This is a genomic window from Pseudomonas sp. Irchel 3H9 (assembly GCF_900187495.1).
GTDB classification, from domain to species: Bacteria; Pseudomonadota; Gammaproteobacteria; order Pseudomonadales; family Pseudomonadaceae; genus Aquipseudomonas; species Aquipseudomonas sivasensis.
Window position 1 is genome coordinate 194,526 of sequence record NZ_FYDK01000008.1, and the last position, 13,964, is coordinate 208,489.

General features: G+C 59.5%; 10 protein-coding genes. 5 read left to right on the top strand and 5 right to left on the bottom strand.

The features are described from left to right. Window positions 1-40: 40 nt before the first annotated feature. From CKW32_RS24885 to yjiA, 3 genes are all read left to right on the top strand, one after another. Complete coding sequence (locus CKW32_RS24885) at window positions 41-2,107, top strand: carbon starvation CstA family protein (protein WP_095186242.1); 2,067 nt, start codon at window positions 41-43, stop codon at window positions 2,105-2,107. Between the two features lie 15 nt (window positions 2,108-2,122). Next, on the top strand, window positions 2,123-2,320 hold the full coding sequence (locus tag CKW32_RS24890; RefSeq protein WP_003176208.1) for a YbdD/YjiX family protein: 198 nt from the start codon (window positions 2,123-2,125) through the stop codon (window positions 2,318-2,320). A gap of 148 nt (window positions 2,321-2,468) precedes the next feature. Next, window positions 2,469-3,428, top strand: coding sequence for a GTPase (gene yjiA / locus CKW32_RS24895; protein ID WP_095186243.1), 960 nt, complete (start codon window positions 2,469-2,471; stop codon window positions 3,426-3,428). 185 nt (window positions 3,429-3,613) lie between these two features. On the opposite strand, the gene glyA is transcribed toward yjiA, so the two are convergent. Then, the gene (gene glyA, locus CKW32_RS24900; protein ID WP_032884674.1) at window positions 3,614-4,867 is read right to left on the bottom strand and encodes a serine hydroxymethyltransferase; all 1,254 of its coding nucleotides are present in this window, start codon (window positions 4,865-4,867) and stop codon (window positions 3,614-3,616) included. Between the two features lie 221 nt (window positions 4,868-5,088). Further along, entirely contained in the window at window positions 5,089-8,940 is a 3,852-nt protein-coding gene (locus CKW32_RS24905; RefSeq protein WP_095186244.1) for a bifunctional diguanylate cyclase/phosphodiesterase, read from the bottom strand. 285 nt (window positions 8,941-9,225) lie between these two features. Here CKW32_RS24905 and ettA point away from each other — a divergent pair, with 285 nt between their 5' ends. Both ettA and gdhA read left to right on the top strand, forming a co-directional pair. Beyond that, on the top strand, window positions 9,226-10,890 hold the full coding sequence (gene ettA / locus CKW32_RS24910; protein ID WP_032884676.1) for an energy-dependent translational throttle protein EttA: 1,665 nt from the start codon (window positions 9,226-9,228) through the stop codon (window positions 10,888-10,890). 349 nt (window positions 10,891-11,239) lie between these two features. Continuing rightward, window positions 11,240-12,577 carry an NADP-specific glutamate dehydrogenase gene (gene gdhA, locus CKW32_RS24915; RefSeq protein WP_032884677.1) on the top strand — a complete coding sequence of 446 codons (1,338 nt, stop codon included), beginning with the start codon at window positions 11,240-11,242 and terminating at the stop codon, window positions 12,575-12,577. Here the strand turns inward: gdhA and CKW32_RS24920 are convergent. The 3 genes from CKW32_RS24920 to CKW32_RS24930 all read right to left on the bottom strand — a co-directional run bounded on the left by CKW32_RS24920 (window position 12,574) and on the right by CKW32_RS24930 (window position 13,963). Continuing rightward, on the bottom strand, window positions 12,574-13,071 hold the full coding sequence (locus CKW32_RS24920) for a GreA/GreB family elongation factor (protein ID WP_032884678.1): 498 nt from the start codon (window positions 13,069-13,071) through the stop codon (window positions 12,574-12,576). The genes gdhA and CKW32_RS24920 overlap by 4 nt on opposite strands. A 70-nt stretch (window positions 13,072-13,141) precedes the next feature. After that, window positions 13,142-13,498, bottom strand: a complete 357-nt coding sequence (locus CKW32_RS24925) for a hypothetical protein (RefSeq protein ID WP_032884679.1) — start codon at window positions 13,496-13,498, stop codon at window positions 13,142-13,144. 159 nt (window positions 13,499-13,657) lie between these two features. Beyond that, window positions 13,658-13,963: a chorismate mutase gene (locus CKW32_RS24930; RefSeq protein WP_032884681.1), complete on the bottom strand. Its 306-nt coding sequence runs from the start codon at window positions 13,961-13,963 to the stop codon at window positions 13,658-13,660. Between the last annotated feature and the right edge of the window lies 1 nt (window position 13,964).

A 13,964-nucleotide genomic window follows, 5' to 3' on the forward strand; every position in this document is an offset into this window, starting at 1 on the left:
AACGGCTGTCCTTTCTGTCCACCCTGGCTGGAATATAAAAATGAAAAATAATAATAGCCTGCTACGCCATCTACCCTGGCTGGTGCTGGCAATCGTAGGAGCGTGCGCCCTGGGCGTAGTGGCCTTGCGCCGAGGCGAGGCGATCAACGCCTTGTGGATTGTGGTCGCTGCTGTGGCCATCTACCTGGTTGCTTATCGCTACTACAGCCTGTTCATCGCTAACAACGTGATGCAACTCGATCCACGGCGGGCTACCCCCGCAGTGATCAACAACGACGGTCTGGACTATGTGCCGACCAACAAACACATCCTTTTCGGTCACCACTTTGCGGCCATTGCCGGTGCGGGCCCGCTGGTCGGTCCGGTACTGGCGGCGCAAATGGGCTACCTGCCCGGCACGCTCTGGCTGATTGCCGGCGTGGTGCTGGCCGGCGCGGTCCAGGACTTCATGGTTCTGTTCCTGTCGACCCGTCGCAACGGCCGTTCCCTGGGGGACATGGTTCGTGAAGAGATGGGCCGTATTCCGGGGACCATCGCGCTGTTCGGCTGCTTCCTGATCATGATCATCATCCTTGCGGTGTTGGCGCTGATCGTGGTCAAGGCCCTGGCCGAGAGCCCATGGGGCATCTTCACGGTGATGGCGACCATCCCGATCGCGATGTTCATGGGCATCTACATGCGCTACATCCGCCCGGGCCGCATTGGTGAAATTTCGATCATCGGCGTGTTGTTGCTGCTCGGCTCGATCTGGCTGGGCGGGCAAATTGCCGCTGATCCGGTCTGGGCCAAGGCCTTCACGTTCACTGGGATCCAGATCACCTGGATGCTGATCGGTTACGGTTTTGTCGCGGCGGTACTGCCGGTGTGGCTGATCCTGGCGCCGCGTGACTACCTCTCAACCTTCCTGAAAATCGGCACCATCATCGCCTTGGCAATCGGCATCCTGGTCACCATGCCAGACCTGAAAATGCCGGCCCTGACCCAGTTCATCGACGGCACCGGCCCGGTGTGGAAGGGCGGCCTGTTCCCGTTCCTGTTCATCACCATCGCCTGTGGCGCGGTCTCGGGTTTCCATGCGCTGATCTCCTCGGGCACCACGCCCAAGTTGCTGGCCAATGAAAGCCACGCCCGCTACATCGGTTACGGCGGCATGTTGATGGAGTCGTTCGTTGCCATCATGGCCATGGTTGCCGCTTCGGTGATCGAGCCTGGCGTCTACTTCGCTATGAACAGCCCAGCCGCCGTAGTCGGCAGCGATGTGGTTACCGTGGCACAAACCGTCAGCAGCTGGGGTTTTGCAATTACCCCTGAGGCACTGTCGGCCGTGGCCCATGACATCGGTGAAACCACCATCCTGGCCCGTGCCGGCGGTGCACCGACGTTGGCGGTGGGTATCGCGCAGATCCTGCACAGCGTACTGCCGGGTGAAACCACCATGGCGTTCTGGTACCACTTTGCGATCCTGTTCGAAGCGCTGTTCATTCTGACGGCTGTTGACGCAGGTACCCGAGCTGGTCGCTTCATGCTGCAAGACTTGCTTGGCTCCTTCGTGCCGGCGCTCAAACGCACCGAATCCTGGACCGCCAACCTGATCGCGACCGCCGGTTGCGTGGCGATGTGGGGTTATCTGCTGTACCAAGGCGTGATCGACCCACTGGGCGGTATCAATACCTTGTGGCCGCTGTTCGGTATCTCCAACCAGATGCTGGCCGGTATCGCGCTGATGCTGGCGACGGTTGTGCTGATCAAAATGAAACGCCAACGCTACATCTGGGTGACCATGCTGCCGGCGGTATGGCTGCTGATCTGCACCACCACCGCAGGCTTCATCAAGCTGTTCGACGCCAACCCGGCGATTGGCTTCCTGTCGCTGGCCAAGAAGTACAGTGACGCGCTGGCTAACGGTCAGATCCTGGCCCCGGCCAAGAGCATCGACCAGATGCAGCACGTGATCTGGAACGCCTACACCAACGCAACGCTGACGGCGCTGTTCCTGTTCGTGGTGTTCAGCATCCTGTTCTATGCGCTCAAGGTTGGCGTCGCCGCCTGGGGCAACAAAGAGCGTACGGATAAAGAAGCCCCGTTCCAGGCAGTACCCGACGCATAACCGAGGATTGCAAACATGTTCAATGACATCAGTCGCCTCGGTAAATACCTCGGTCAGGCCGCGCGCTTGATGGTCGGCATGCCCGACTACGACACGTACGTCGAGCATATGCAAACCAAGCACCCAGACAAGCCGATGATGGACTACAAGGCGTTCTTCCGGGAACGTCAGGAGGCCCGATACGGCGGCAAGGGTGGGCCCAAGTGCTGCTGACCCGTTAGTTCGGGCTGGTGGTGATCTACTGTGGGAGGGGGCTTGCTCCCGATAGCGGTGTGTCAGTGACAGATAAGTGCCTGACACACCGCTATCGGGGGCAAGCCCCCTCCCACATTTGTTTCAGTGTTCCTTCAAGGAGAATTTTTTGTCCTCTCCCATTCCAGTGACCGTACTCAGCGGCTTTCTCGGCGCCGGCAAGACCACCTTGCTGCGCCATCTGCTCAAGGCCGAGCACGGCTTGAAAATCGCCGTGATCGAAAACGAATTCAGCGATGCCGGTATCGACACCCAGTTGTTGGGCGAAGAACCGGTGCAAGTCATGACCCTGTCCAACGGCTGCGTGTGCTGCACCATCCACACCGACCTCACCAAGGCTCTCTATCTGCTGCTTGAGCGCCTGGACAGCGGCGAGATCGCCTTCGATCGCCTGGTGATCGAGTGCACCGGCCTGGCCGATCCGGCGCCGGTGGCCCAAACCTTTTTCATCGATGAAGAACTGCGCGAGCGCTACATCCTCGACGGCATCATCACCCTGGTGGACGCGGCCCACGCCGAGCACCACCTGACCCAGACCATCGCCCAGGCCCAGATCGGTTTTGCCGACCGGCTGCTGGTGAGCAAGCGTGATTTGGTGGACGACGCCACCTTCGAGGCGCTGAGTGATCGCCTCACCCGCATCAACCGCCGCGCGCCGATTCGCGTGGTCGAGCACGGCAAGATTGATTTGGCCGAACTGCTCGATGTTCGTGGTTTCAACCTCAACGCCGGCATGAGCTTGCGCCCGGTGAGCAAGGCCCCGTCCATCGACCGTATTTCCAGCCTGGTGCTGCGCACCGACCAGCCGCTGGATATCGACCGCCTCAGCGAGTTTATGAATGAGCTGTTGGAAGACCACGGCAAGCAACTGCTGCGCTACAAGGGCGTGCTGAACATTGCCGGCGAAGACCGCCGCATGGTGTTTCAGGGCGTGCTGAAGCTCTACGGGTTCGATTGGGACACCGAATGGGCCGAGGGGGAAGCGCGGGAGAGTGTGATCGTGTTTATTGCCGATGAATTGCCGGAAGACAAAATCCGCGAAGGCTTTGCCAAGGTTTACCAACCCTGACTTGTAATGCAGTCAACGGTGGGAGGGGGCTTGCTCCCGATGACGGTGGATCAGTAAACCCATATGTGACCGATACACTGCTATCGGGAGCAAGCCCCCTCCCACACTTGGGCGCATTTCAAACTGGACAATTGGTATAAAAAAGCCCGGCTCAAGAGCCGGGCTTTTTATTCAAGCAACTGCAATCAAGCGCCGTATACCGGCAGTTTTTTGCAGATGGCCTTGACCTTCTCACGGACCGCGTCGATCACGGCTTCGTTGTTCAGGTCTGCCAGGATGTCGCAGATCCAGCCGGCCAGTTCCTTGCACTCTGCTTCTTTAAAGCCACGAGTGGTCACAGCAGGGGTGCCGAAGCGCAGGCCCGAGGTGACGAACGGAGAGCGTGGGTCGTTCGGTACCGAGTTCTTGTTCACGGTGATGAAGGCTTTGCCCAGGGCAGCGTCAGCATCTTTGCCGGAAATGTCCTGCTTGATCAGCGACAGCAGGAACAGGTGGTTTTCAGTACCGCCGGACACTACGTCAAAGCCGCGCTCGATAAACACGCTGGCCATGGTCTGGGCGTTCTTGACCACTTGTTGCTGGTAGGTCTTGAACTCAGGCTGCAGTGCTTCCTTGAAGCAGATCGCTTTGGCGGCGATCACGTGCTCCAGCGGGCCACCCTGGGCGCCTGGGAATACAGCGGAGTTCAGCTTCTTCTCGATCTCGGCGTTGGCGCGAGCCAGGATCAGGCCGCCACGTGGACCGCGCAGGGTCTTGTGGGTGGTGGTGGTTACCACATCAGCGAATGGAACCGGGTTCGGGTAGACGCCCGCGGCGACCAGACCGGCCACGTGAGCCATGTCCACGAACAGGTAGGCGCCAACCTTGTCGGCGATTTCACGGAAGCGTGGGAAGTCCAGGATCTGCGAATAGGCAGAGAAACCGGCCACGATCATTTTTGGCTTGTGTTCAACCGCCAGGCGCTCAACTTCGTCGTAGTCGATCAGGCCGTTGGCATCGATACCGTATTGAACGGCGTTGTACAGCTTGCCGGAGGAGGAAACGCTGGCGCCGTGGGTCAGGTGACCGCCGTGTGCCAGGCTCATGCCCAGAATGGTGTCGCCGCCTTGCAGCAGGGCCAGGTACACGGCGCTGTTGGCTTGGGAGCCGGCGTGTGGCTGGACGTTGGCGTAATCGGCGCCGAACAGTTCTTTTGCACGGTCGATGGCCAGTTGCTCAACCACGTCGACGTACTCGCAACCGCCGTAGTAGCGCTTGCCTGGGTAGCCTTCGGCGTACTTGTTGGTCAGAACCGAACCTTGAGCCTCCATGACCGCAGGGCTGGTGTAGTTTTCCGAAGCGATCAGCTCGATGTGCTCTTCCTGGCGCACGGCTTCTTGCTCCATGGCGGCGAAGAGATCGGCGTCGTACTTGGCAATGGTCAAATCACGGCTGAACATGGCGGTCCTCAAGGATCGGGGGCAGAAAAGGAGGGCATTCTAACCCAATGGGTTTTAGATGGCATATGAAAGGACATCAAGTCGCGGACAAGTGGGATTCACTTAGGGATGAGCGGTGTCATTGCCGGCCTAATCGGGGGTAAGTCCCCCCACATTTGAAACGCATTCCCCTGTGGGAGGGGGCTTGCCCTCGATGAGGCCAGTGGCTTCACCACAAACCATCAGTCGAACATGAAGAGGGCATCATTGCTGAACTGCGCCTCGAACCGATTCGCCGGCATCGGTCGTCCGAACAGATAACCCTGCACCTCATCGCAGCCATGCTCGCGCAGGAAATCCAACTGCTCATGGGTTTCCACGCCCTCGGCGATTACCGCCAGGTTGAGGCTGTGGGCCATGGCAATAATCGCCCGGGCGATCTGCGCGTCCTGTTCGCCGGACGGCAGGCCATCGACGAAGGTGCGGTCGATTTTCAACACATCGATGGGGAACTGCTTGAGGTAGTTGAGCGATGAATAGCCCGTGCCAAAATCGTCCACCGCAATGCTCAAGCCCAGGTTTTTCAGGCTGTCGAGGATGTGCAGGGCTTCATTGACTTCGCGCATCAGGATACTTTCGGTCAGCTCCAGCTCCAGGCACGCCGGCGGCAGGCCTGTGTCTTTGAGGATGGTGGCAATGCGAGTGCCCAGTTGGCCGTCGGAGAACTGCCGCGCCGAGATGTTCACCGAGACTTTCGGCACGCGCACCTTGTTTTGATGCCAGGTCTTGAGCTGGCGGCAGGCTTCGCTGATCACCCAGTCGCCCACGTCCACCACCAGGCCCAACTCTTCCAGCACCGGAATAAAGTCCCCCGGCGGCACCAGCCCGCGACGCGGATGGCGCCAGCGCAGCAGGGCTTCGGCGCCGGTCAGGCGTTTGCCATCACCGCTGAACTGCGGCTGGTAATAAAGCACGAATTCGTTCTGCTCCAGGGCGTGGCGCAGGTCGCTTTCCAGCTCCAGGCGTTCCAGGGCGCTGGCGTTCATGTCGGCCTGGTAGAACTGGAAGTTGTTCTTGCCGCGTTCCTTGGCGTGATACATGGCGGTGTCGGCGTTTTTCATCAGTTGGCTCAGCTCGTTGCCGTCCTGAGGGCTGAGGGCGATGCCGATACTGGCGGTCACAAAGAACTCGCGGCCTTCCAGCACAAAGGGTTTCACCAGGCTGGCGAGGATCTGTTCGGCCACGTGAATCGCGCGGTTCAGCGCCATTTCACGGCTGACCCGTGGTTGCAGGAGCAAGGTGAATTCGTCACCGCCCATGCGCGCGACAGTGTCGTCTTCGGCCACGCAGCCGAGCAGGCGAGTGGCCATTTCCTTGAGCATGCGGTCGCCGGCGGCGTGGCCAAGGGAGTCGTTGATCGGCTTGAAGCGGTCAAGGTCGAGGAACATCAGCACGACCCACGACTTCTGCCGCTCGGCAGACTGCAACGCGGTGTGCAGGCGGTCTTGGAACAGTGTGCGGTTGGGCAGGTGGGTCAGGGCGTCGTAATACGCCAGGCGGTGAATACGCTGCTCGCTGGCCTTGCGCTCGCTGATATCACTGAAGAAGCATACGTAACTGGCGAGGTCGCCTTCGTCGTCGAACACGGCGGTAATGCCGACCCACGCCGGGTAGTGCTCGCCGTTGCGGCGCTTGAGCCACACTTCGCCTTCCCAGGTGCTGTGCTGGTGCAATTGCTTGAGTACGTAGCGCAGGTGGGCTTCCTGCTGTTCATCCACGGTCAGCATGTTCGGCAACTGGTCGAGTACGTCCGCCACTTCGTAGCCGCTGACTCGGCTGAATGCCTCGTTGGCCTGCACGATATAGCCCGCCGGGTCAGTGATCAGGATCGCCGAGGTGGAATGCTCAAATACCGTGGCCGCCATGCGCAGGTCTTTCTCGGCGCGGCGTTGTTGGCTGATATCGCGGCCGACGCCCAGAATGCCCTCGAAGGCGCCATGCTCGTCCCACACCAGTACCAGGCGCAGTTCGATCGGCACTTTACGCCCGTCGGCGCGCAGGCAGTCAAACAGGAACAGCTGGGTCTGCACTTCATCGCGCAGCTTATTGAGCGCATCGGTGTCGCCCAGCGCACGGCTGACCTGTTCCATCAGGCTGTAAATACCCGCCAATTGCGCTGGGTTGGCGATGATCGACTGCCAGCCATTCTTGAACACCCAGTCCACTTCATACCCCAGCACCGCACTGACCGACGGGCTGATGTAGTTGAGGGCCAGTTTGCTGTCGGTGGAGCAGATCACGTCACTGATGCTTTCGGCGAGCATGCGATAGCGCTGTTCGCTGTCGCGCAGGGATTCGCTGGCTTCGATCTGGTCGGTGATGTCTTTGGCGACGCCAATGATGCGGGTGACTTGGCTCGTTTTATCACGGGCCAGGGCCTGCTCACGAATATCAAAGCGCCGCCATTGGTTATTGCGATGGCGGAAGCGCAACTGGCAGTGCAACTGCGTCGCGTAGCCGGCCTGACGCTGTTGCTGGCGCAAATCGTGGTAATACTCGGCGTCTTCAGGGTGAAGCAGGATTTCCCAGAAGTACTCGCCCATTTGCTGCAGTTCGGCCTTTACGTAGCCGAGGGTTTGCCCCAAATGGTGGTTGCTGAAAATCATGCGCTGGCTGACCACGTCCTGCACATACAGGTGATCAGGCACGGTGCGCACCACGTCCGACCAGAAACTCTCACGCTCCACCAGCGACAGTTCGATCAGCTTGCGGCTGGTGATGTCGCTGATGCTGAGGATCACCGCCTTGAAATCGTCCTGCTGCTCCGGCAGGCGCATCACCAGCCACAGGTATTGCTCGTTGCCGACCACATCATTGAGCTGGATCTCCAGTTCAAGCTGGCTCTGCTGGGTCAGGACCGCTTCGAGTATTTGATGGCCGATGGACGTGCTGTTGTGTGGGCAATCATCGATCAGCCGCTCCCAAGCCTTCTCGCACGAGTCCACGTTGAGCAGGCGCACCGCCACTTGGTTGATCTCGGTGATGCGCAGCTCGGCGAGCAGTTGCCTGCATTCTTCAGGTTTGTTTTGGAGCCAGGCGTGAAGGTGTTCGCGGGTCTGCAAGTGCGTCTTGGCAAAAAACGCATTCAGGCCTGACAGGTCCAGGACGCACAGGGCGACGCCGGTACCTTCGAAAATATCCTGATAACGCCGCCGGCCTTCATGCACCTGGCGCTGGCGGCGACGCATATTCAGCAGCACGATTACGGGGATCAGCGAGAAGGCCAGGCCCAACAGGCATTTGCCGATAAACGCCGGCAGCAGTTGTTCCAGCACGGCTGCGCGGTCAAACATGCCGCGCAACTGCCAGTCGCTTTTGCTCAGGGGGGTGACCAGCACGCTTTTATTCAAGTCATCCGGGGTCAGGGCACTGGACCATTGCGCCGGCATGCCACTGTCACGGCTGACGACGCGGTGGTTCAGGCTGTTCTCGATGGCCCACATGGGGCGCTGGCCCTGACTGTCCTGGCGGGTCAGGTTGACCAAGTAGTTAGGTGCCAGGCGCAGCGCCCAGTACATTCTTGAGCCGCCGCTGGGCTGGTGCAGCAGCAGATAGATGATGGTGCCGTCTTCGTTATTGCTCAGGTAATACGGTTGGCCGTGGCTGCGCTGCACCAGTTCTTCCAGCCAGGCGCTGTCCTGGCTGTCGTTGGCGCTGTCACTGATCATCGCGCCGCTGGGCGCGAGCAGGGCGATACTGCGCAGCTCCGGCAGCGAGCGCTGCAGCGTGCGCGTCAGGGCCTGTTGCTGTTCAATGTCGCGCGGCGGCTCGACCATCGGTAGCAGGTTCAAGGCGATTTTTGCGCTCAGGGCCATGTTCAGGCTGATCTGCTCAGCCAGGTCGGCGCTGTAGTCGATGGTGTATTGCTGCTGGTTTTTCTGGTTTTGCTGCAGTTGGTCCAGCAGTTGCCAGAACAATAAGGCGAGCAGCATGAGGACGAGCGTCGCCAATGCGCCTTTGAGGGTGCCGTGCAGGGGCGCTCCCGGCGCTATATGAGCGGCGCGCAAGGGAGTTGGCGGCGTGACTTTGGACAAGCTGTGATCCTGCGGTTTGGCTGGACTGGCGCGCGACGTGCACTATAAGCCGGACGCCCGGAGGGCGGCTAGCATGCCTTGACTTGTGGCAAAGTGCCAGCCCTGCTTGGCTGGACTGACCAAGCGCATTGAGGTAGCTTTGCCGGTTACGCGGGGGCGTTCCAGCCCCAGATACTCAGGCTTTTTTCGCTCGCTGGCATTGATGATAGTCAACGGCCCGCGCGGCGCATGGCTTGGCACGGGCTTCGCCCGCTTAATTCATCAGTCACTGACGCTAGGTTCACCATGGCTCAATACGTCTTCACCATGCATCGGCTGGGAAAAGTTGTTCCGCCGAAGCGGGAAATCCTGAAAAATATTTCGCTGTCCTTCTTCCCCGGCGCCAAAATCGGCGTGCTCGGCCTCAACGGTTCGGGTAAGTCCACGCTGCTGAAAATCATGGCCGGCGTCGACACCGAGTTCGAAGGCGAAGCTCGCCCGATGCCGGAACTGAACATCGGTTACCTGCCGCAGGAACCAATCCTGGACCCAACCAAGACCGTGCGTGAAGTGGTCGAGGAAGCGGTCAGCGTGATCAAAAACGCCCAGGCGCGCCTGGACGAAGTCTACGCCGCCTACGCCGAGCCGGATGCCGACTTCGACAAGCTGGCCGCCGAACAGGCCAAGCTCGAAGCCATTCTGCAGGCCAGTGACGGTCATAACCTGGAACGCCAACTGGAAGTCGCCGCCGATGCGCTGCGCTTGCCGGCTTGGGATGCCAAGGTCGAATTCTTGTCCGGTGGTGAAAAGCGTCGTGTGGCCCTGTGCCGTCTGCTGCTGTCGGCCCCCGACATGCTGCTGCTCGACGAACCAACCAACCACTTGGACGCCGACTCCGTCGCCTGGCTGGAACATTTCCTTCACGATTTCCCGGGCACCGTGGTTGCGATCACGCACGACCGGTACTTCCTGGACAACGTGGCCGGCTGGATTCTTGAGCTCGACCGTGGCGCCGGTATCCCGTACGAGGGCAACTACTCCGGTTGGCTGGAAGCCAAGTCCGATCGTCTGGCCGCCGAATCCAAGCAGCAATCGGCCCATGAAAAAGCCATGAAGGAAGAACTGGAGTGGGTGCGCAAAGGCGCCAAGGCCCGCCAGTCCAAATCCAAGGCACGTCTGCAACGCTTCGAAGAAATGCAGTCCCAGGAATTCCAAAAGCGCAGCGAAACCAACGAGATCTATATCCCGGCCGGTCCGCGCCTGGGTGACAAGGTCATCGAATTCAAGAACGTTTCCAAAGGCTATGGCGACCGCGTGTTGATCGACAACCTGTCGTTCTCCATGCCAAAAGGCGCGATCGTCGGCGTTATCGGCGGTAACGGTGCGGGTAAATCCACGCTGTTCCGCATGCTGATGGGCAAGGAAACGCCGGATTCGGGGAGCATCGAGATCGGCGAAACCGTGCAACTGGCTTGTGTGGACCAGAGCCGTGATGACCTCGACGGCAGCAAGACCGTGTTCCAGCAAATCTCCGACGGCTCTGACCAGATCCGCATCGGCAACTATGAAATTCCGTCGCGCACCTATGTTGGCCGCTTCAACTTCAAAGGCGGCGATCAGCAGAAGTTCGTCAAGGACCTGTCCGGTGGTGAGCGCGGTCGCTTGCACCTGGCCCTGACTCTGAAAGAGGGCGGCAACGTGCTGCTGCTCGACGAACCATCCAACGACCTCGACGTTGAGACCCTGCGTTCCCTGGAAGAAGCCCTGCTGGACTTCCCTGGCGCCGCCATTGTGATCTCTCACGATCGGTGGTTCCTTGACCGCGTCGCGACCCACATCCTGGCGTACGAAGACGACTCACAAGCGGTGTTCTTCGAAGGTAACTACACCGAGTACGAAGCGGACCGTAAAAAGCGTTTGGGCGAAGCTGCTGCCCAGCCGCACCGTGTACGGCACAAAAAACTGGCCTGATCCGGCTGGTTGAAAAAAGCGGGGCCTTCGGGCTCCGCTTTTTTTTGCGCTGGGGTTTTGCAGTGTTTTTGATGGCCCTATCGGGAGCAAGCTCCCTCCCACATTTGATTTGTGAACACATCCAAAATGTGTGAGGGGGCTTGCCCCCGATAGCTATTTCCCTGCTGGTGCGTAACCTGCCTTGGTAATCCTCTTTTAAGTGCAAAAAATCCCTGTTTCCTGTGTTTATTTATATCCAATGCACCATTTAAATTCACAAAGGCGACATTTTGCCCTGTCGCGGTGCGACATGAATTGATAAAGTCCGGCTCAATCTCCCTTAAAAACAATCAATTTGCCGAGACTTTTCATGATCGAATCCGTCGAATCCTTCCTTGCCCGCCTCAAAAAACGCGACCCAGACCAGCCAGAATTCCACCAGGCTGTAGAAGAAGTCCTACGCAGTCTGTGGCCGTTTCTTGAAGCCAATCCCCATTACCTGACCTCGGGTATTTTGGAGCGCATCTGCGAGCCGGAACGAGCGATAACGTTCCGGGTTTCGTGGGTCGATGATCACGGCAAGGTCCAGGTCAATCGCGGTTTCCGTATCCAGATGAACAGCGCCATCGGCCCCTACAAAGGTGGCCTGCGTTTCCACCCGTCGGTGAACCTGGGCGTGCTGAAATTCCTCGCCTTCGAACAGACCTTCAAGAATTCCCTGACTTCGTTGCCAATGGGCGGCGGCAAAGGCGGCTCGGACTTTGATCCAAAAGGTAAGAGCGACGCCGAAGTCATGCGTTTTTGCCAGGCATTCATGAGCGAGCTGTACCGCCATATCGGTGCGGATGTGGATGTGCCGGCTGGCGATATCGGCGTGGGTGCACGTGAGATCGGCTTCCTGTTTGGCCAGTACAAGCGCCTGAGCAACCAGTTCACCTCCGTGTTGACCGGCAAAGGCATGACCTACGGCGGGAGTCTGATCCGTCCGGAAGCGACCGGATTTGGTTGCGTGTACTTCGCCGAAGAGATGCTCAAGCGCGACGGTAAACGGGTCGAGGGCAAGCGTGTGGCGGTCTCCGGCTCAGGCAACGTCGCCCAATACGCGGCGCGCAAGGTTATGGACCTGGGCGGCAAGGTGATTTCCCTGTCTGACTCCGAAGGCACCCTGTACGCCGAAAGTGGTTTGACCGAGGAACAATGGTCGGCGCTGCTGGAGCTTAAAAACGTTCAGCGTGGGCGCATCAGCGAACTGGCCGAGCGTTTCGGCCTGGAGTTCCGCAAGGGGCAAACGCCGTGGGACCTGGCTTGCGATATCGCCCTGCCATGCGCCACCCAGAATGAACTCGGCGCCGACGCCGCCCGCACCTTGCTGCGCAACGGCTGTATTTGCGTGGCCGAAGGCGCCAACATGCCTACAACGCTTGAGGCTGTGGATATCTTTATCGAGGCGGGCATTCTGTTCGCACCGGGCAAGGCATCCAATGCCGGCGGCGTTGCGGTGAGTGGCCTGGAAATGTCGCAGAACGCCATGCGCTTGCTGTGGACCGCTGGTGAAGTGGACAGCAAGCTGCACAACATCATGCAGTCGATCCACCACGCTTGCGTGCACTACGGCGAAGAAAACGGCCGCATCAACTACGTGAAGGGCGCGAACATCGCAGGCTTCGTGAAAGTCGCCGACGCGATGCTGGCCCAAGGCATCGTCTAGGTCTCGGCTTCGATACGCAGCACTTCGATCAGCTGATCGCCAACGGGGCGCTTCCACAGCACCTCATCACCCACCTGGGCGCCCAGCAACGCGCGGCCCAGGGGTGAACCCCAGTTGATCAGGCCTGTGCTGGCGTCGGCCTGGTCTTCACCGACCAACTGGATGCGCTGTTGCTCGTCATGCTCATTGGCGAAGGTCACCCAGCTGCCGATCTGCACCTTGTCGGTGCCGGTGGCCAGCGCCACGACCTGGGCGCTCTGGACGCGTTGGTTGAAGTAGCGTAAATCCCGCTCAAGATCGGCCTGGCGCTGCTTATCGGCCTGCTCACCCTTGGCAGATTCGGCACTGTGCTCAGCCTTCAACTGCGCAACCTTGGCCTGTAACTGCGCCAGCCCTTGCGCGGTCAAGTGATTGGGTTGCTCACTGACCTGACGCTCCACTGGCTGATCAGCTTGGGCGGCGGCGTTATCCTCATTTACAAAAGCTCGGCTCATGACGTTCTCCCTCTATGGAGCTTGGGCCATGTTCGCTGCGCTTTAGTTTCGATGGATGTCTGAAAGCGACCTATTGCGAGCGATAGGCCCGAGCGGCATCGCGATCCTTCTCGTGCTGCCAGGCGCGCTCACGGTCGTCCCAGTGATTGTCCTTGTAGTCGCGCAGTTCTTCGTTTTCACGCATGGCCTTGCACTGGCGAAAGCCGTCCTCCCAGCCTTCGGCGTATGTCCGGTCTTTCAGGTAGCGCGGGACATTTTTGCGAAACTCCCCGGAAATCACCCCGGCGGCCTGGCGACCGCTGCTGCAGCCATCGTCAAATCCATCGGCGAAGGCCGGTGGATAACCTCTGGCCAGCAATTCCTGATGAGTCGATTGACAACCCGCCAGCCACACCATCGCACACAGTATTACTGCATACCGCCACATTGCTTGCTCCCTGGCCGTTTAACGGCTGATAGGGCAAGTCTAGATAGGGATTTGTCGGGGAGGTGTGAAAGGGGTGTGAGAAAGGTGTGGAGCACGATGAGATCGGTCGGTGAGTGCCGAACCGGTGATGAGGAAGCTGGGCTCCCTCATCACAAAAGACTATGTGGCCTGGCTGTTCGCCAAAGCCCTGTGTTCCGCCAATTCCTGCTCAATGAATGCCGCAATCATTGCGCGATAGACCTGCTCGGTTACCTCGGGGTTTGCGCCCACGGTCTCCGATAATTCCCGCACCTTGGTGATCACCTGCTCAACCCGCTGTGGGGCCTTGACGCCATCGGTGTCTTTTTTGAAGCGTGCTGCCTGTGATACGTAGCGGCCTCGTTCGGCCAGAAGGGTGACGATTTGCTGGTCGAGGCGGTCGATGTTGTTTCGAACGTCTTCAAGGGTGGTGCAGGTAACGGCCATG

Coding starts and splice junctions, on each gene's coding strand:
- CKW32_RS24890 (WP_003176208.1), top strand. CDS start 2,123: ATGTTCAATGACATCAGTCGCCTCGGTAAATACCTCGGTCAGGCCGCG.
- gdhA (WP_032884677.1), top strand. CDS start 11,240: ATGATCGAATCCGTCGAATCCTTCCTTGCCCGCCTCAAAAAACGCGAC.
- ettA (WP_032884676.1), top strand. CDS start 9,226: ATGGCTCAATACGTCTTCACCATGCATCGGCTGGGAAAAGTTGTTCCG.
- CKW32_RS24920 (WP_032884678.1), bottom strand. CDS start 13,071: ATGAGCCGAGCTTTTGTAAATGAGGATAACGCCGCCGCCCAAGCTGAT.
- CKW32_RS24885 (WP_095186242.1), top strand. CDS start 41: ATGAAAAATAATAATAGCCTGCTACGCCATCTACCCTGGCTGGTGCTG.
- glyA (WP_032884674.1), bottom strand. CDS start 4,867: ATGTTCAGCCGTGATTTGACCATTGCCAAGTACGACGCCGATCTCTTC.
- CKW32_RS24930 (WP_032884681.1), bottom strand. CDS start 13,963: ATGGCCGTTACCTGCACCACCCTTGAAGACGTTCGAAACAACATCGAC.
- CKW32_RS24925 (WP_032884679.1), bottom strand. CDS start 13,498: ATGTGGCGGTATGCAGTAATACTGTGTGCGATGGTGTGGCTGGCGGGT.